A 20,017-nucleotide genomic window follows, 5' to 3' on the forward strand; every position below is an offset into this window, starting at 1 on the left:
AAGGTTGTACATTTTTATTTTCACTCGCTCAAGGATGTATAAAGATATCATCTCCTCGTACATCATATGTAAAGTCATAATGCCTCTCTAAAAGGTCCATTACCTCTACGATATATTCACTATCAAAATTTCCGGTAAATAAGTCATTCGCTAAAGAAGAATCATTCAAATGGATATTCACGCCATATCTACGCTCTAGTTTAGCCAAGACATCACTTAATGTCGTTGATCGGAAAACGAGATCTCCTCTTAACCATGCCGTTTCAAATCGATTATCTGTTTTCTCCACGGTTATAATACCCGATTCTTTATTGAACAATGCTTTTTCATTCGGTTTTAGATAAACGACACGAGAAGGCTCTGAACAAGTCTGTATCTTGATCCGTCCCGATATCAAGGCCATTTCCATGACATTCTCCCGTTCATACGAATACACATTAAAACTTGTGCCCAACACTTCTATATCCAGATATTTTGTATGTACCACGAAAGGTTTATCCTCATTCCGAGTCACCTCAAAATAGGCCTCTCCCTCTAAATTAACCTGTCGAAGCTCTCGACCGAAATCGTGAGTGTAACTTAAGCTCGATTCCGCATTTAGTTTTACTTGTGTTCCATCCGGTAAAGTCACCCCCGATCTTTCCCCTCTATCGGCATGAACCACTAAATTACCAATACCCTCCTCCTGATTGACTGGATTGAAATATAAATAACCAGACAATACACTTAATAAAGGTATTAATAGTATTGCGGCGATACGAGCCAGTTTCCTAAACACCATAACGAATCGTTCTTTTCTCGTTCGATTTTGAATCCCGCTGAACATATCTCGTATGATTCTCTCATCAACCTCTTCAAAGGGTCGCCCATTTTCCCATAAATGAGACAATGACAACGATAATTCATCATCATCAGACAAATTAACCAAAAGCCGTAGTGTTTTCAACTCTTCCGTAGAGATCGTATGATCCATGTACTTTGAGAGCAAATAATATGTATGTGATTCCTGCATAATACCCTTTTTATAAGGTATACACATGAGCCGTTAATTTATAACATGTCTTTTTAGATGTTATAAAACATAAGAATATTATTTTTTCAATTTTATTTATCCGATAAAGAAAAGAGAGAACAGCAAAGCATACTTACCGAGCTCCTTTCTTAAAACATGTAAGGCTTGCGATAACTGGTTACGCACAGATTGTTCTGAAATAAAGGCTTTAGCCGCTATTTCTGTTATAGTTATACCTTGTTCCTTATTTAACTCAAACAGTTCTCGTTGGCGAGGTGTCAACTTTTGTTTCGCTATTTCCAGTCTATGGTTAAATTCCTCAAAAGATAATTTACGTTCAATCGCTGTTTCCTCTCCATCTCCAGACTCATTCAGTACAACATCTTCCAAAAAAAGTGGACTATTTGCCTGCCTACGAAACTCATTCAATAATTGGTTCTTGGCCATCGTAAATAGGAAAGCACTGAAAGACATATCTAAATCAATCTGTTCTCTCCGCACCCACACTTTGATAAAAGTCTCTTGTACAATATCTTTTGCAAGAGCATCAGAATGAGTCAAGTGCAATGCGAACGCATATAGGCGTGAAGCGTATGATTCATACAGTTTCGTAAAGTCTCTGTATGAACCGCTTCGTAATCGTTCTAGGTATATCCGTTCTACATCCATCTCCTCTAGCACATATATTGACCGAACAAATATAAAATAAAAAAATAAGAAGAGGTTATTTCCTCTTGAAAAGAAATAACCTCTATCTATTACGGATACTCTTTAACTAAATGACATCCAACAGTAGTTCACGACCTTTCTATGTTCTCAGAATGGCATACTAGGTAAACTAAACCCATTATTATAAGTATGCTTAATCCACTCATTCGCAACATCAAGAGCATTAAAGTCCGCAAAACGACGATCAAAACGAGGATCACCATCAACAACTTTAAAATCATCAACTGTTACAATCTTAATTGTGTCAGTAGGAGATATATTGGTAAATTTCATATTCTCTCCATCCCATAACAATTCTCTATGTAGTCCATGAAGACCAGAAAGACGTACCGCAAGAACTCCCATTACTACCATTTCATTAAAAGGTCCGGAGAATTGGAAATTTGAAGATGATTCTACTCGGTTTTCTGGAGATTCTTTACAAGCACGAATCCAATCTTGCTCATGGGCATTCGTAGCCCAAATATTGCCATTACCACCTTTAACTCTTGGTATTGAAGGCTTAGGTTGATTAAAATGTTCCATATCAGATACGGGCAATAAAGTTGGATTCATTCCATAACAGCCAGTCATGATTTTCCCTTTTGTCCCAATAAAAATAATACCACCATTTTCATCTCCCATCATTTGTCCATCTTTTAATTCCTCTGGACGAGGAGGCATTAAACCTCCATCATACCAATATACCTTAACCTCGGGCATTTTTGTGTTTCCTTTTGGGGAACGAGCTGGAAACGTATAAGTTACAACTTGTGCATGAGGTGGCGAATATAAATTGCTCAAGGTTGAACTGCCTATCACACTTATCGGATACTTCAAATCAAGTGCCCAATAAAGTGGGTCCATAATATGGCAAGCCATATCTCCTAAAGCACCCGTTCCAAAATCCCACCATCCTCGCCAATTCCAAGGCGTATAAACTGGATTATATGGTCTTTTTTGCGCTGGCCCAATAAACAAATCCCAATCAAGAGTCTTCGGGCATTTCAGATTATCGCTAGGTTGCATCAATCCTTGAGGCCAAATTGGACGATCTGTCCAACAATGAACTTCATATACTTCCCCAATAACACCGGATTGAATCCACTCTGCTATTTGACGACACCAATCAAAAGAATTTCCTTGATTACCCATTTGTGTCGCTACTTTATATTTTTTAGCGAGTTTTGCTAGTAAACGAGATTCATAAACAGAATGGGTTAAAGGTTTTTGAGTATAACAATGCTTCCCTAATGTAATAGCATGAGCAGTAACTCCCGCATGTGTATGGTCTGGAGTAGCAACCAATATCGCATCAATTGATTTTCCGAACTCATCGAACATAACACGCCAATCTTTAAATTTTTTTGCTTTTGGATAATCATTGAAAGTCTTCTCTGCATATCTCCAATCTACATCACATAAAGCCACAATATTCTCTGTACTCATATTCCGTAAATTACCACGGCCCATTCCCCCGACACCAACTCCAGCAATATTCAATTTATCACTTGGTGAAGTAAACCCATGCCTTTTACCTAAAACAGAGTTTGGTACGATCGTTAAACCTGCTGCTAAAGCTCCTGTCTTCAAAAAATCTCTTCTTGATATATGTCTCATAATAATGATGATTTTAAAGTTGTTTCAGTTGAATATTCCTAAACCAAATATTAGATTCTCCATGTTTCCCTTGCAAACCAATATAACCTTTTGTTGGCATATTCGCATACGGGATTGGTAGCCATTCCGGAATCTCTGTTCCATCTGGATTTGTTGTTCCAGAAGTCCAATCTGCTAAATTAGCCGAAACAATATGTTTCCCATTCAATTCGATATCTATCTGCTGACCTTTAGCAGTGACAATCATGCGGTTCCATTCTCCCGGTTTCTTCACGACCAATTGTTCATTTGCTCCTTTATGTCCATAAATAGAACCACAACGCCAATATTCTGGATATGATTGCCATTCAGGATGATGATCATCCGCTATTTGAATCTCAATGGAAGATGGGATCCAATTACCCTTATCCGTACAATAAATCACAACCCCACTATTTGTATTCACATCTGTCTTGAATTCTAAATCCAAGATAAAATTTTCATACTGCACCTTCGTCCAAATAGATTGATCGGCAGTGGCAGTAAGTATGCCATTTTTAAAGGTCCAAACCGAACTATCATAATCAGCATTTGATAAATCTTTGTCAAATAATGGTCTATAATCAGTTTCGACCCTACACGATATTAATAACAAAAGTATAATCAATACGGTAAATACTCTTTTTACATTTATAAACTGTTTCATATATCGATTCTATTTATTAAAAGCCAGCTGTTGTTTGTTTTAACAAAGGATTCGCATTCAAAGCACGATAAGGGATCGGAAATACGTCTTGATTCGTCGCATCCGGAGTTTTATCCCACCACGCACCTTCACTAAAACGATTCCATCGTATTAAATCAATACGACGATGACGCTCTCCTATGAACTCACGACCTAATTCATCGACAAATTCATCATCAGTTAATTTCGAGATATTAGATTCGTAACTAAATTTAGACCAATCTTCCGCTTTATAATAACGTTTCCTAACCGCATCCAGCAACCGAGCAGCCCCTATCTTATCCCCTGATCTATATTTACATTCAGCTAACGAATAATAAATCTCTGCCAATCTGATCTCTGGAATAGAGTTCATTTGGAACAAATCTTTCGATTGAGGTAACCAAGGGAATTTTATCAAACGATATCCCGTATTCTCTTCTCCGTAAATTACATGAGAGCCTTTGGCTAAACCAGTCTCTCCCTCCGAAAAGCGTCCAACTTGATCCACATAAACTAGAGGTTTACCATTATATTCTTCCGTACCAGTTATTACTTCATCTGTAAATCCATACCCTTTTTCATAATCAAATTTATATTGAGTTCCCATCAAGAAAAAGCCCTCATAATATCCATCATTTGAAATAACTCTAAAAGCTTTCTTTCGGATATCTTCATCCGGGAATTTTTCAAACGGCATACCTAATTTATCTTGGTACAAATTTCCATATAAGTCCCGAGACGGTGCTAAATTACCTCCATTCCAACCTTGCCAGTCATTATCCAAGGAATAACGATCTTGATAGTGCATCCACATATTATATAGCCAAGATGCCTCAAAATAATTTTTCTTAATCGCAAATTCCATAATATTCTCTTTAGATCTATAACCGTTTATCCCCGAGCGGAACGGGCCTCTATAATCAGAGTCAATACTATATTCTCCATATTTTCCATCTAATATAGCCTGAGCCATTTGCTCACATTCATCATATTTTGAGATACCTATCCATTTTTCCGCATTCAAGTATAAACGGACAAGTATAGAAGCTACTCCTGCTTGATCAAACCTAGATACCCCCCTATTTTTAGGTAAGTCCGGTAATATAGCTAAAAGCTCTGACTCCATAAAGTTAAATACTTCTAGGGGTGTAGATTGGGCCTTCACTTCTTCTATATCTGTAACAATTGGTACATGCCTAAAGAAATCTATTAAAAACATATAATTCCAAACCCGAAGAGCTCTTAATTCGGCTATATATTCATTTTTCGTTTCTTCCGTCAATTTAAACGTAGAGAAATCTAGATTTTCAAAATCAGACAATGTATTATTACATAATGCTATACCTTGAAAAGGAGCAGCCCAACCATTATATACGAAATTCTCCTCCACAGTCCATTTATGCTCATGCAAACGAACATACTCCCCACCATTATAACCATGTTTTCCTCTTGTCGGAATCATTAACTGGTCGGCAGTAACTTCCTGTAAAAAGTATCGAGCATCAGACCAACCCGTACTAAAAGCCTTAGCATAGTTATTCACCAACGCCGCATAAATATTATTACTATTTTGATAATAGTTATCCGTTGTAATCTCACTAAAAATCTCTTCATCTAAATCTGTACAAGAAAATGAGATTAATCCCATCACGAAAAGAACTATTATATATTTAAACTTCTTCATAATAAATGAAATTAAGATTAATATGAAATTTGAATTCCAAATGTGAATGATCTGGCAATAGGATACACATTTAGACCGCTAATACCTGGTTCTAGACCATTTATATCCACAGATGTCGGATCCATTACTGAATATTTCGTAATAGTAAACGCATTTTTAACTGTCGCATATACCCGTAAATTGCTAATCCACTTTGTATCTAATTTTGGAGTCCATCCTAAAGTTATGTTATCCAACCTAAAATAATCTCCATCCTCCAAAAAATAATCACACATCACTTTTCCAGACTTAATATGCCCATTCTTTCCATAAGCATCTTCCAATAAATTCATACCCGGTTCAGCAACTAATCCATAATACATTTGATACATATTCAATATTTGATAGTCAAAGCGCCCTTGGAAATATAGACTTAAATCAAATCCTTTATATCGAAATGTATTCCCCCAAGACAAAGAATATCTAGGTGTTCCATGGCCAATATAATCTTTGTCTGTATCACTAGCTTCACCATTAGCGAGTATTTTTTCTCCTCCAATTTTAGCGTCTTTCCAAACCAACATATTGCCATTATCATCAACTCCCGCATATCTTAAGCCATAAAAAGAACCAATTTCCACTCCGTCTTGTAAGCGTTGGGCATAGCCGGGATTTCCGGGAGCTGGCAGTAAATATCGATCCATATATCCTTTCTGATATGTACCATTCGAGAATTTATCCAGTTTAGATTTCGTAAAAGAAGCAACTAGATTAGTCGAATAACTAAAATCTTTCATGTTTACAACATCCCAATTTAAAGTCAGTTCCAAACCTTTTGAACTAGTAGAAGCTACATTTGTAAATATCTGATCAAACATAAAAGGGGGTAGTGGAGCGTCATAATTAGAAATTACTTCTTTACCTTGTTTTACATAGGCATCCAAACTACCTGATAACTTATTCTTTAAAAGAGAAAAATCCACACCCAAGTTATAAGATATCTGCTTTTCCCAATGTAAATCAGGATTAGGATTATTCGTAGGTCCCCACGCTTGGGTCCATTGTCCATTATCGTCTAGCCAATACCCACCTTGCTCATAACGAGCCAACGCTGAATACTTTGGGAAACCAGAGCGTCCTGTAACTCCATATGAAAAACGGAGTTTTAAATCATTGATGGCCTCAATATTTTTAATAGCAGGCAAACTTGACATTCGCCATGCTGCAGAGGCTGCAGGGAACCATCCCCATTTATGATTTGCCCCAAATTTACTATTTCCTTCATATCTAACAGAAGCCGTCAAATAGTAAGTATCATCATAGTTATAAATCAATCGCGCAGGAAAACCTATTGTCTTTTCTTTTTCTTTCAACGAAGATACCCCTAAACGACCTGCTGCCATATTCCAATCTCCAGCTTCCAGATTGTTATAGGACATCGCATCCGAAGGAAAATTTGCATTCTCTGAAGAAAAACTACGATGATTAAACTCTTGATACGAATATCCAGCCATTAATTTAATTGTATGCTTGTCAATTGTCGTAAAATAATTACCGATCCATTCCAATGTATAATCCGTATAATTTTCTTCCTGCAGAGTTCCTCGTCCGGAACGCATATTATCTATAGATTCCTTATGATTTGAATTAACATATATACGCTTAAAATACTCTTGCCCCTGTCTAGCTAGAGATAATTCAGTATTTAGCGTCGGTAAAATATTTAGTTTCATTTTAAAATCAGCAAGGGAAAACTGTCTATCACCTCCATCCTCCTTGTCTTTCAACCATCCTACAGGATTATAGGTATCAAACCCATACAGAGTACTATATTTAGAAGGATCTTTTTCATCCATCAATGGATGAGTCGGATTCAATTTTACCGCTTGCTGAAATACGCCATAATCCACATATTCCTCATTGATAACTCGCGTGGACAAGTTTCCTTGAATCTCTAACAGACCTTCTAATGTCTTTGCGGTGAATCCCATTCTAACTCCATACTCTTTTCTAGAAGACGCTATATCCAAGCCATCTTTCTTCTTATAATTGGCAGAAGCTCTAAAGGTCAAATTTTCACTTCCTCCTGAAACAGCTAAATAATGACTTTGACCCAGATTACTCTTATTCAACAATTTGTCATACCAATCCACCCGATGACCAAAATCTACATCTCTTTCATGCGCAAGAAACTCATCTACAGAAAGTACTTTTGGTTGATTAGCTACCATATCATGATCGATATAGCCATCATAAGATATAGAAACTTTTCCAGCCTTTCCCTTTTTTGTTTGCACCAAAATAACTCCATTCGCCGCACGTGAACCATAAATCGCTGCAGCCGAACCATCTTTCAATATTGTAATTGATTCAATATCTTGGTTAGCGACACTTCTTAAATCTGCACCCGGCATTCCGTCTATAATAACCAATGGCGAATTCCCTGCCTCTATGGAAGAAGCACCTCGCATCTGGATATTAGGAGAAGAGTTAGGATCTGCCGCTGCCGCATTCGAGACATTAACGCCTGATACTTTTCCATCGATCATTGACAACGGACTTGTAAATGCTCCTTGTAAAAAGTCTTTACTAGAAACAGCGGTTACAGCAGAAGTCAACTCTTTTTTGTCAACTGAGCCATAACCAACAACAACAACCTCATCTAATTTTTGTGTATCCTCTTTCATAATGACCTGAAGTACATTTTTATTTTTCACGGCTTCTTCATGAAGAGAAAATCCAATATAAGAAATCTGGAGTACCGCATCGGAAGACACTACAATAGAGAAATGACCATTCAAATCAGACATAGTTCCATTTGCTTTACCCTTCTCTACAATATTTGCACCAATAATAGGCTCCCCCGCCTCATCAACAACAGTACCTGTTACTGTCTTTTCATCTTGATCAGACTTACTGCCTTTTACTGATAGAATCACATCTTTTCCTACTATTTTATATCGTATATTCGAATTCTTAAATATATGATCTAATGTAGTGAACACGTCTTTATCCTTTATATCAACAGATATTACTTGATTGATATCAACTAATTTACTATTATAAAAGAAGTGAAAATCGGTTTGACTTTCAATCAGTTCCAAAACTTCTTTTATAGATTGATCTGTCGCTTTAAAAGAAAGTGAGGTGCTTTGAGCATTTGTTGTCATAGCAAATGACATACTAATTGATAAACATACAAGAAATAAGGTCAACTTCATAATTCTTGATATTTTAGATACCAACCTGACAAACGCTGATTTATCTCCATCAAGTTGGAAATATAAATTATTCATCATATTTTTGTAATTGATTTAAGATTAAAAAATAAATTTCTTAGTCGGTTTAAAGACCTCTATCAAATTGTTTCATATGGGAAGATGCTGGTAACATTTTCCCGTATGTTTTTTAGATAGATCAAGTCTACATTCTTGTTCTTTTATTCCATAGGCCATATTATTTAATTATTATACATTTTTCTTTATTTTCCTTTCCAAAGTATAACCCGAGTACGGTTAGTACCTTTGCTATCATCTGTCTTCATATCTTCTATACGATAATCAATATTTGAAGATATTCTCAAATAGTCTAGTGTCTGAGATAGCAGCCTATTATCTAAAATACCGGTTAAACAATAGCTTTTAATCTCCGCATCCTGAATCACAAATTCAACATTATAGTAATATGACAATTTTTTCAAAGCCTCAGGTAAAGGCGTATCCTTGAACATCAGTTTGCCATCCATCCATGCGGTTTCATAGATCGTATTTATTTTCATCACAGAAATTTCTTCTTTATCCAAGTTGCAAATCGCTTTTTCGGATGGTAGTAACGTCCTATGACTCACATTCCCTGATTTATTCTTCACCTCGAGATTTACGGAGCCCGTCACTAAAGTAGTCGAAATTATATTCTCATCCCCATAAGCTTGTATATTAAACTCCGTGCCTAAAACTCTAACCCTATGCTGATCTCCTGAAGTACTGACAATAAAAGGTTGTTTTTCGTTGTGAGTGACTTTAAAATAGGCTTCTCCTGATAAACATACTTTTCTTTCTTTTTGGTCATAAGACATCGGATAGGATAAAACACTACCCGAATTTAGATAAACAACAGTACCATCCGGTAAATTAAAGCGTGTACGGACTCCCGCATTTGCCTGAAGTGTTATAATTTGAGGATCTCCAAATTCAGAATCAACCTTTCTATGGGAAAATAAGGTTGATAGCCCAATGATAGCAATTATACAAGCCGCAGCAGCAGAGAACCTCTTCAGCCAATATAAACGGGTCCGTTTTGCTAATCGTTGTTCCAGCTTTTCGTAGGCAATCAATGGATTTCGGCTAGCGATCCGTTCCATCGCATTGTTCGCATAATATATACGGGCGGTCTGTAATAAGATCCTCTTATTATTTTCATCCGCTTCCAGCCAAGCTTCAATATAAGATTTTTCCTCATTGGAAGCTGTGTCCTTTATATACCGTAAAAGCATCATACCTTCCGGCTCTTGGATATTAATATGTCTATTTTCAGTTTTCATTCTTATCTGTTTCTATAACTAAGACAATCCTGAACGAACACACCCTTAACTAAAAAGCATTTTTTTACGGAAGACTTTAGACTTACCTACTTTTCCATAGGATATATACTTCATCAGTAAAGTAAGTAGTACTTCATCGGTAAAGTAAGTATATCTTGTGATAAGGATGTCCTAAAAGTGATATTTCGATGTGGTTACCCTAATTTTAACCTTGAATATCCAAGATAAAATATATCTTTGCTTACAGAAAAGAAAGGATGAAGAAGGTGCTATGGATGATTCTACTTTAATTGAACAAATACAATTAGGAAGTAAAGACGCTTTTAAACAGATGTTTATCAAATTTTATTCGCCACTATGCGAATATGCTTCCCAATATGTTTCTGATGAGGATGCCGAAGAACTTATTCAGGAGCTAATGTTATTTATATGGGAAAACCGAAATTCCTTATTTGTAGAGATATCCTTGAAATCCTATCTTTTTATGGCTGTTAAGCATCGTTGCCTCAATGCGATCAAAAGGCAATTGTATCATGAGCGAGTACATAGCCTGATTTATGATAAGATTAAAGATCAATTTGAGAATCCTGATACCTATTTCGTAAACGAGCTTACAGAGAATATCACGAAAGCAATCGAAGAATTGCCTGAGAATTACCGGGAGACATTTAAACTTAGCCGATTCGGAGAACAATCTAATCTCCAAATCGCAGAGGCCTTAGGGGTTTCTATAAAAACCGTGGAATACCGGATTACACAATCCTTGAAAATATTGCGAGTTAAGTTGAAGGACTATTTACCTTTTATAATGTTCTTGTTCTAAGAATACTCTCCATAAATCCAAAGGCCTGCAGGATTGTTAATAATATCAAATCCATAAAAGTTATATTAAACTATTTTGAATGAACCATGTCTATCTTTTCGTAATTGTAAACAATGTAATCCATATAGTTATGAAATCGGGAAAGTGCCTTTTGATGTTGTTGATGATCCTTTTTTCACCGATGGCTTTCGCACAGCAAAGCGGTGTTAATGTTACCGGATCTGTCGTTGAGCAAGGTAGTGATACCCCCATCGAGCAAGCAACGGTACGATTGCTGAACGTAAAAGACAGTGCCATGGTACGAGGTGTGGTGAGCGCCCGTAATGGTAGTTTTACCTTGAAAAACGTAAAGAAAGGAAGTTATTTACTACACATCACATTCATCGGATACGATCCATTGTACCAACCCTTGCAAATCACCGGAAAGAAAAACCCCGTAAACGTAGGTAAACTTGAATTAAGCGACGGAGCGATCGAGTTGGGAGAAGCCGTAGTTATAGGTAAGGCACCCGAGGTTACCGTTCGCAACGACACTGTGGAATACAATGCGGATTCTTATAAAGTAACCGAAGGCTCCGTTTTGGAGGATTTATTGAAAAAGATGCCCGGTGTGGAGGTAGATAGCGAAGGCAAGATCACCGTCAATGGAAAAGAGGTGAAAAAGGTAATGGTGGACGGAAAGGAGTTCTTCTCCGATGACCCGAAAGTGGCCTCCAAGAATCTTCCAGCCAAGATGATCGATAAATTACAGGTACTTGATAAGAAAAGCGATATGGCCCAAATGACCGGCTTCGACGATGGAGAGGAAGAGACCGTCATCAACCTAACCGTGAAACCCGGCATGAAGCAAGGTTGGTTTGGCAACGCATATGGTGGATACGGAAGTAAAGATCGGTATGAAGGCAACGCCATGGTCAATCGTTTCGTGAATAATGACCAGATCACGTTCATGGGGGGAGCGAATAACACGAATAATATGGGCTTTTCCGATCTAGCCTCAACAATGTTCTCCGGTATGGGAGGCGGTGGAGGCCGACGAGGAGGTTTCGGAGCGGGTAGCGGTATCACCTCTTCCGGAAACGCAGGTTTGAACTTCAGCAAGGAATTCAAGCCGGATAAACTAACTCTTGGGGGAAATACTCGTTATTCCCATTCCGACAATGACGCTCGCAGCAAGAGTGATCGGCAGAATATCCTTCCCGGAGATAGTTCCTCCTATGATAATAGCGAGGCGATGAGCCGTACGAAGAGCGATAACTTTGGCGTAGACTTTCGCTTGGAATGGAAACCGGATACGATGACTCAACTTATCTTCCGCCCGAGTTTCAGCTTCAGCCACAGCATGAACGACAATTTCAGTGATGCTACCACCTTGGATAACGAACGGGATACGGTCAATACCAACAAATCCAGTAATTACTCGGAAAGTAACGGGTACAACCTAAATGCCAGCATCGATTTCAGCCGTAAGCTGAATAACAAAGGACGTGTGTTCAGCGCCACCCTTTCTGGAGGCAATAGCGATTCGTACAGTGACGGCATGAACCGTTCCGACATCGTTTATTTCAACCAGACTGATGCCTTGAAGAATAGCATTATCGACCAGCGCTCACGTTACGACAACAAAGGTTTCAATTACCGGGCCTACGTATCGTGGGTAGAACCGATCGGGCATAATAATTTCATCCAAGCCACTTATAGCATCAGCCAACGGAAACAAGAAGCCTTGAAGAATGTTTACAACCAAGACGCTGATGGTATATATAATGTATTAGATTCCGCCTACAGCCAAAGCTATCGCAATAACTTTATCAGCCAGCGGGCCAGCTTGAGCTTCAAGTCTCAACGGGCAAAGTTCAACTACACGATCGGCTTGAATCTGGACCCATCCTATTCCAGCAGCGAGAATTTCGTTGGCGACACGACCTTATCCAAGATAACCCGTAAGGTGGTCAACCTCTCCCCGATGGCTCAATTCAACTATATGTTCGATAAGCGTACGAATCTTCGTATCATGTATAATGGCCGTACCAGCCAACCGAGCATGACTCAATTACAACCGGTAGCGGATATCTCGGACCCGACGAATATCACGATCGGTAACCCGGATTTGAATCCCCGCTATACGAACAACGTATTTATTCGTTTCCAACAGTTCACACCGGAGAAACAACGGGCCTTTATGATCATGGCAAACGGTAGTTATATCATCAACGATATCGTAAGTTATACCTCTTATAACCAAGAGACAGGTGTAAAGACCACCACTTACAAAAACGTAAATGGCAACTATAGTGGCAACGTCCGTATGATGTTGAATACCCCCTTGAAGAATAAGAAATTCTCCATCAACTCCATGACAATGGCCTCGTTCGCTAATAGCAACGGATATATCAACGAGGAGAAGAATACGAACCGGAATCTCATATTGTCCGAACGTGGTGGTATCGACTTCCGCTCCTCTTATCTGGATCTGGGCGTAAACGGGAATATTCGTTACAATGCCACCAGCAACTCCCTGCAAAAGGAAAATAACCAAAACACCTTCAATTACGGAGCCGGCGGTTACACGACAATCTATCTGCCCCTCAATTTCAAGATAGAGAGTGACGTGAACTGGTCTACCAACTCTGGCTACGGGGACGGATTCAAACAGAACGAAGTCCTATGGAATGCCTCAGCCTCCAAGTCTTTCTTAAAGAATAACCAAGGGACGCTCCGTTTCAAGATCTACGATATCCTGCAACAACGAAGCAATATCTCCCGTTCCATTACCGCTAGCTATATACAAGACTCAGAATATAACACGCTAGGCAGTTATTTCATGGTACACTTCATCTATCGGTTCAGCATCTTCAAAGGCGGAGCCAGTGCCAGCGACGTGAAAACGCCGGGTAGAAGCGGACGGGGAAGAGGTCCGATGGGTCCTCCTCCGGGACATCGATTTTAATCCCCTAAGTGGAGACTTTATAAAGTCCGTACGCAACAAAAAACGCACCGGACTTGTTTTTACTTAGGATAATATATAAAAAACTTAGGATAAAATAACGCTAACTAGCGCATTAACAGCGGAGTTTCAATGCTTAGCTAACATATATCCTCTATGCCCACAAAGTATTATTAACATTTTAAACGGATTATTTTTACCTTTTTTGTGTAAATATTAAACTAAAACATACGTTATTTGTTGCAATATTAAGAGAAAGATATTGATATGAGGAAGTCGACAATTTGGTTGCTTGCGGTAGTTATGGCTTTTGCCTTCGCCGGGTTATTATACCTACAGGTAAACTATGTGAGCATTATACTTAAGACACGCAGCGAACAGTTCAATGAGACTGTCAAAAGAAGCCTGCGCCAAGTATCTAAGAATCTGGAATTGGATGAGACCCGTAAATACCTCGAGGATGATATCAACCGGGATGAGACAAATTTCATGTATCAAAATGCCCCGGATGCCCAAAGCCTAGGACAAGTGATCAACCATGAGAAATACCAATTACAGATCAAGGATTCTAATGGAACCGTTCAACAAATAGAGATGCAAAGTTTTAGCGCCCATAAGTTCGAGCCGCTCTCTTCCTTGTCAAAACGGCAGTCTGCCAACAGCATCGTAAACACATCTAAAGATTTACAGAAGACACTAAAAAGACGTTACCAGTACCAAGGTGGACTGATAGAGGAGGTGATTTACAACATCTTATACACTGCGAATCTAAAGCCGATCGAGGAACGTATAGATTTTAAAAAGCTGAACAATTACTTAAAAACAGAATTTATTAACAACGGTTTGAACTTGCCGTTTGTGTTTTCTGTTATTAACAAAGATGGAAATGTAGTATACCAGAGCGGAGAATTCCAAAAGCAACCGATCGCCTCTGACGTGATCACCCAAGTGCTTTTCCCGAACGATCCCCCATCGAAACTAAACTACCTGAGAGTTTATTTTCCGACGAAAGGGGATTATATCTCAAGCTCTATTACTTTCATCGTTCCATCGGTTATATTCTCATTGATCCTGTTGATAACCTTCGTCTTCACGATTTACATCGTATTCCGTCAGAAGAAGTTATCCGAGATGAAAAACGACTTTATCAACAACATGACGCACGAGTTGAAGACACCGGTATCCACGATCTCGCTCGCCGCCCAGATGTTGAAGGATTCGGATATAACGAAGAGTCCGGACGTATTCAAGCATATATCCGGCGTAATCAACGACGAGACGAAGCGATTGAGCTTCTTGGTCGAGAAAGTGCTACAGATGTCTTTGTTCGAACGACAGAAAGCAGCGCTTAAATTGAAAGAAATTGACGCGAATGATTTGGTAGCGAACGTGGCTAACACCTTCGTTTTAAAGGTCGAGAAGTACGGCGGTACAATGGATATAGACCTGCAAGCTACAGAATCGGATATATATGTGGATGAAATGCATATCACCAATGTATTGTTCAACTTGATGGATAATGCGGTTAAATACCGCCGCCCGGAAGTTCCGCTTACATTGATGGCACGCACTTGGAACGAGAACGGAAAGCTGTTGATCTCCGTGGAAGATAATGGTATCGGTATCAAGAAAGAATATCTGAAAAAGGTATTCGACCGTTTCTTCCGCGTACCGACAGGCAACGTACATGACGTGAAAGGGTTCGGTCTCGGACTCGCTTACGTACGCAAAATTATTGAGGACCACAAAGGTACGATCCGTGCCGAAAGTGGTGCGGGAAACATTGGAACAAAATTTATTATTACTTTACCTCTTATAAAAAGTTAGTTATGGAAGAAAAACTAAAGATCTTCTTTTGTGAAGACGATGAGAATTTAGGAATGCTTTTAAGAGAATACTTACAAGCTAAAGGGTATGTAACGGACCTATTCTCTGACGGAGAAGCCGGATACAAAGGTTTTACCAAAGGTAAATACGATCTTTGTGTGTTGGATGTCATGATGCCAAAGAAAGATGGTTTCACCTTGGCACAAGAAATTCGCTCTATCAATCCTGATATCCCTATTATCTTCCTTACAGCCAAGACTATGAAGGAAGACATCTTGGAAGGATTCAAGATCGGCGCAGATGACTACTTGACAAAACCGTTTAGCATGGAAGAGCTATTGCTTCGTATCGAGGCTATCCTTCGCCGTGTGAAAGGTAAGAAGATGAAAGATATTCCTTTCTACAAGTTAGGAAACTTCTTGTTCGATACCCAAAAACAAACGTTGGCTATCGGCGACAAGGTTACAAAACTTACCACGAAGGAATGCGAATTATTAAGCTTGTTGTGCGCCCACGCAAATGAGATCCTTGAGCGTAACTACGCCTTGAAGACAATCTGGGTAGACGATAACTATTTCAACGCTCGTAGCATGGACGTTTATATCACGAAATTACGTAAATTGTTGAAAGACGATCCGGGTATCGAGATCATCAACATCCACGGCAAGGGGTATAAATTAATCACTCCTTCCGGGGAGGAACAAGCCCGTGAGGAAGGCATACAAGTGCTTTAATTCACTTGAACAATAACGACAGAAAAGGCTGGCTTACATTTAGCCAGCCTTTTTTATACTTTCCTTCTTTTCCAGACTAAGAAGATCCCGAAAACGATCAATGTAACTAGTAGCCCCAAAAGTTGAGAAAAACCGGAGGAAAGACCAAACCCTTCCGGAGCTACAAAAATATAGGTAGAACATACCGCCGTCATGAATAAGGCGGGAATCAAGGTTATCACATATAATTTTTTTGCTTGTACCAAATATACGGTTAAGGCCCATAGGGTAAATACCGCTAACGTCTGGTTACTCCATGCGAAATAACGCCAGATCATATCGAAGCCGTCCTTATCTTTTTGACTATATAATAAGATTCCTATCGCAACGATAAACATGGGAATACAGATCATCAGACGTTTGGCCACCGTTTTTTGCTCCATATGCAGGAAGTCTGCGACAATCAGACGAGCCGAGCGGAAAGCCGTATCGCCAGAAGTAATCGGAGCTGCTATCACACCCAGTATCGCTAATACACCTCCGACAGCGCCCAGCCACTCTTTCGTGATACTGTCTACTACGACAGCGGCATTGTTCTCCTCCATTCCGTTATTATGGAAGAAATACGTAGCGGCGGCGGCCCAAATCAAGGCTACGATACCTTCGGTAATCATCGCTCCGTAAAATACGGGACGGGCGTATTTCTCACTTTTCATGCAACGGGCCATCAATGGACTTTGGGTAGCATGAAAGCCAGAGATAGCGCCACAAGCGATACTAACAAACATGATCGGAAAAATAGGCAAGCCTCCCGGATGCGTATTACCAAGTCCATCCGTAATCTCAGGTAACGGCGGCTGGTTAATAAATAACATAACCAAGATACCTACGGCCATAAATAGCAAAGCGATGGCAAATAATGGATAGATCTTTCCGATAATCTTATCAACAGGTAATAGAGTAGCCAGTATATAATAAATGAACACGACGATAATCCAGAACGTAGCATCTAGATATTCCGGAGTCAGTTTAGCCAGCAACCCTGCAGGCCCAGCTACGAAAACAGCACCCACCAAGATCATCAAGATAACCGTAAAGCCCCGCATAAATTGCTTAAAGTTGTTCCCCAGATACCGTCCGATCAATTCAGGAAGACTTTCTCCATCATGCCGCAACGAAAGCATTCCCGATAGGAAATCATGGGTAGCGCCCGCAAATATACTTCCCAATACGATCCAAAGGAAAGAAGCTACCCCAAATTTAGCCCCCATGATAGCGCCGAAAATAGGTCCCAGACCCGCTATATTCAAAAATTGGATCATGAAAATCTTCCAAGTAGGCAAGGGTATATAATCGACACCATCTTGTTTCGTGAAAGCAGGAGTAACCCGGGAGGGATCTACGCCAAACACCCGCTCGACAAATTTACCATACGTAAAATATCCAACGATAAGGGCTATCAGACAACATGTAAAAGTAATCATGGTTTTCTAAAGAATTAAATTGTCAAAGGAAAAGGTATATACGAGAAAACCGTACCAAGGGCATTCTAACGAGTAATTGTCAGAATGCCCTTAGTACGGTCTTTGTATGAATCAATTAATTAAGTAAACGCTTAACCGTCTCGGAAATCATCCGTCCTTCGGCTCTTCCTGCCAATGCTTTTGAGGCTACACCCATTACCTTACCCATATCTTTCGGGCCAGCGGCACCAACTTGAGCGATAATAGCTTTCAATTCTTTCTCCAATTCCTCGGCAGACATTTGTTGAGGCAAATATTTCTCAATCACTTTTACTTGCTCCAACTCAACATCCGCTAGGTCTTGACGGCCCTGTTGCACATAAATCGTAGCGGAATCTTTCCCTTGTTTCACCAACTTCTGCATGATCTTCAAGGCATCCGCATCCGTCAGCGTATCATTGGCTCCCGGAGCAGTTTTCGCTTCCAAGAAAAATTTCTTTACATTTCTCAATGTCTCCAAGGCGACTTTATCTTTCGCCTTCATCGCGTTTTTAATGTCTTCACTGACTTGTTCAAATAAATCCATATCCTTATTATATTATTAACTATCGGAAACTGATCACTTGTTTACCCCCCCGCTGAGAATCTTGGCGAGGTTGGTTAGTCGGTTGCTTCGCCGTTGTCGGAACCGATACTTGAATATCCTCTCCCGCTACTTTGGAACGGGCACGGGCTACGATCTTCGGATCCCGGTTATAAGTCGGATTATCCTCTATCAAAGCGATCAAGGCATCATCGTCCAACTCTTCCTGAGTCAAAACTACCGCTTTCGCACGAGAGGTAAAACGACCCGCCTTTTGTGCGGAAGCACCATAATATTTACCAATCAAATCACGCTCCTTACGCTCTTTCTCGATTCGCTCTTCTTCTAAACGCAATTCTTCCTCTGTCATCTGAGCGGCTTCAGTCCTGCGTTTATCAGCGATCAATGGAATATCATCCATCGTAAATCCAGTAGCGAGGATCGTCATTTTCACTTTATTACCTAATGTATTATCCACGGCAGTACCCCAAATAACCTCTATATCGCGGTTGAACTCGGACATAAAGTTATGCACGTCGTTCATCTCCTCCATGCGCAACTCGGCTTCCTCGCTGAAATATACGTTGAACAGGATTTTCTTGGCGTTCTTTACGTCGTTGTTACTTAATAGCGGAGAATTCAGAGCGTCTTCCACCGCTTGGCGAACACGTCCTTCTCCTTCACCAAAACCATTACTCATCAAAGCGACACCACCATCTTTCATCGTGGTGTTAACATCGGCGAAGTCGAGGTTGATAATACCCGGAAGCGTAATGATCTCCGCGATACTCTTGGCGGCGATCGTCAAGGTATCATCGGCCTTGCCGAAAGCGTTCATCACGGAAAGGTCCGAATAAATCTCACGCAAACGCTCGTTATTGATCACCAATAAGGCATCCACGTTTTTCGCGATCTCCTCCACACCATTCAAGGCCTGTATAATCTTACGCTCACCCTCGAACAAGAAAGGAATGGTTACGATACCTACCGTCAATATTCCCATATCCTTCGCGATACGAGCGATAACCGGAGCGGCACCCGTACCGGTACCACCACCCATACCAGCGGTAATAAATACCATCTTCGTACCGTCGTTCAACATACCTCGAAGATCGTCCAGACTCTCCTCGGCCGCCATCATCGCACGTTCCGGCTTATTTCCTGCGCCCAATCCCTGCGTGATCTCACGTCCCAGCAATAACTTGATAGGAACATCCGAACGGTTCAAGGCTTGATTATCCGTATTACATAACACGAATGTAACATCGTGTATGCCCTCCTTATACATATGAGTAACAGCGTTTCCGCCACCGCCTCCAACACCAATCACCTTAATGATTTTGGGAGTATCCGTAGGATAATTAAAATTTAATATTGTATCGTCCATTGTCTTCCGGTTTTATTACATTCGT

At 39.8% G+C, this 20,017-nt stretch carries 14 protein-coding genes; 4 read left to right on the forward strand and 10 right to left on the reverse strand.

What is annotated here, in order from left to right; all coding sequences use genetic code 11:
• Nucleotides 1–28: 28 nt before the first annotated feature.
• The 7 genes from CI960_RS18605 to CI960_RS18635 all read right to left on the reverse strand — a co-directional run bounded on the left by CI960_RS18605 (nt 29) and on the right by CI960_RS18635 (nt 10,249).
• Nucleotides 29–1,039, reverse strand: coding sequence for a FecR family protein (locus tag CI960_RS18605; protein WP_005861407.1), 1,011 nt, complete (start codon nt 1,037–1,039; stop codon nt 29–31).
• Nucleotides 1,040–1,108: 69 nt separating this feature from the next.
• Nucleotides 1,109–1,681, reverse strand: coding sequence for an RNA polymerase sigma factor (locus tag CI960_RS18610; RefSeq protein ID WP_005861405.1), 573 nt, complete (start codon nt 1,679–1,681; stop codon nt 1,109–1,111).
• Nucleotides 1,682–1,828: 147 nt separating this feature from the next.
• Nucleotides 1,829–3,340: a Gfo/Idh/MocA family oxidoreductase gene (locus CI960_RS18615; protein ID WP_094582529.1), complete on the reverse strand. Its 1,512-nt coding sequence runs from the start codon at nt 3,338–3,340 to the stop codon at nt 1,829–1,831.
• 13 nt (nt 3,341–3,353) lie between these two features.
• Nucleotides 3,354–4,025, reverse strand: a complete 672-nt coding sequence (locus CI960_RS18620) for a DUF1080 domain-containing protein (RefSeq protein ID WP_005861401.1) — start codon at nt 4,023–4,025, stop codon at nt 3,354–3,356.
• A 16-nt stretch (nt 4,026–4,041) separates the two neighbouring features.
• Nucleotides 4,042–5,730, reverse strand: coding sequence for a RagB/SusD family nutrient uptake outer membrane protein (locus tag CI960_RS18625; RefSeq protein ID WP_005861399.1), 1,689 nt, complete (start codon nt 5,728–5,730; stop codon nt 4,042–4,044).
• 17 nt (nt 5,731–5,747) lie between these two features.
• Nucleotides 5,748–9,008, reverse strand: coding sequence for a SusC/RagA family TonB-linked outer membrane protein (locus CI960_RS18630; RefSeq protein ID WP_005861397.1), 3,261 nt, complete (start codon nt 9,006–9,008; stop codon nt 5,748–5,750).
• Nucleotides 9,009–9,190: 182 nt separating this feature from the next.
• A complete protein-coding gene (locus CI960_RS18635) occupies nt 9,191–10,249 on the reverse strand; it encodes a FecR family protein (protein WP_005861395.1) in 1,059 nt (352 codons plus the stop codon).
• Between the two features lie 271 nt (nt 10,250–10,520).
• Here CI960_RS18635 and CI960_RS18640 point away from each other — a divergent pair, with 271 nt between their 5' ends.
• The 4 genes from CI960_RS18640 (at nt 10,521) to CI960_RS18655 (ending at nt 16,580) form a co-directional block, all read left to right on the forward strand.
• On the forward strand, nt 10,521–11,072 hold the full coding sequence (locus tag CI960_RS18640; RefSeq protein ID WP_034527742.1) for an RNA polymerase sigma-70 factor: 552 nt from the start codon (nt 10,521–10,523) through the stop codon (nt 11,070–11,072).
• 130 nt (nt 11,073–11,202) lie between these two features.
• Nucleotides 11,203–14,022: a TonB-dependent receptor gene (locus CI960_RS18645; protein WP_036629142.1), complete on the forward strand. Its 2,820-nt coding sequence runs from the start codon at nt 11,203–11,205 to the stop codon at nt 14,020–14,022.
• Between the two features lie 264 nt (nt 14,023–14,286).
• Entirely contained in the window at nt 14,287–15,846 is a 1,560-nt protein-coding gene (locus CI960_RS18650) for a sensor histidine kinase KdpD (RefSeq protein ID WP_005861390.1), read from the forward strand.
• Nucleotides 15,847–15,848: 2 nt separating this feature from the next.
• Nucleotides 15,849–16,580, forward strand: a complete 732-nt coding sequence (locus CI960_RS18655) for a response regulator transcription factor (RefSeq protein ID WP_005861388.1) — start codon at nt 15,849–15,851, stop codon at nt 16,578–16,580.
• Nucleotides 16,581–16,633: 53 nt separating this feature from the next.
• Here the strand turns inward: CI960_RS18655 and CI960_RS18660 are convergent, their stop codons facing one another.
• The 3 genes from CI960_RS18660 to ftsZ all read right to left on the reverse strand — a co-directional run bounded on the left by CI960_RS18660 (nt 16,634) and on the right by ftsZ (nt 19,992).
• Nucleotides 16,634–18,043, reverse strand: a complete 1,410-nt coding sequence (locus CI960_RS18660) for a carbon starvation protein A (RefSeq protein ID WP_005861386.1) — start codon at nt 18,041–18,043, stop codon at nt 16,634–16,636.
• Nucleotides 18,044–18,158: 115 nt separating this feature from the next.
• On the reverse strand, nt 18,159–18,608 hold the full coding sequence (locus tag CI960_RS18665) for a GatB/YqeY domain-containing protein (protein ID WP_005861384.1): 450 nt from the start codon (nt 18,606–18,608) through the stop codon (nt 18,159–18,161).
• A 19-nt stretch (nt 18,609–18,627) separates the two neighbouring features.
• Entirely contained in the window at nt 18,628–19,992 is a 1,365-nt protein-coding gene (gene ftsZ, locus CI960_RS18670; protein WP_005861382.1) for a cell division protein FtsZ, read from the reverse strand.
• Nucleotides 19,993–20,017: the final 25 nt, after the last annotated feature.

The organism is Parabacteroides sp. CT06 (genome assembly GCF_002257605.1).
GTDB lineage: Bacteria > Bacteroidota > Bacteroidia > Bacteroidales > Tannerellaceae > Parabacteroides > Parabacteroides distasonis.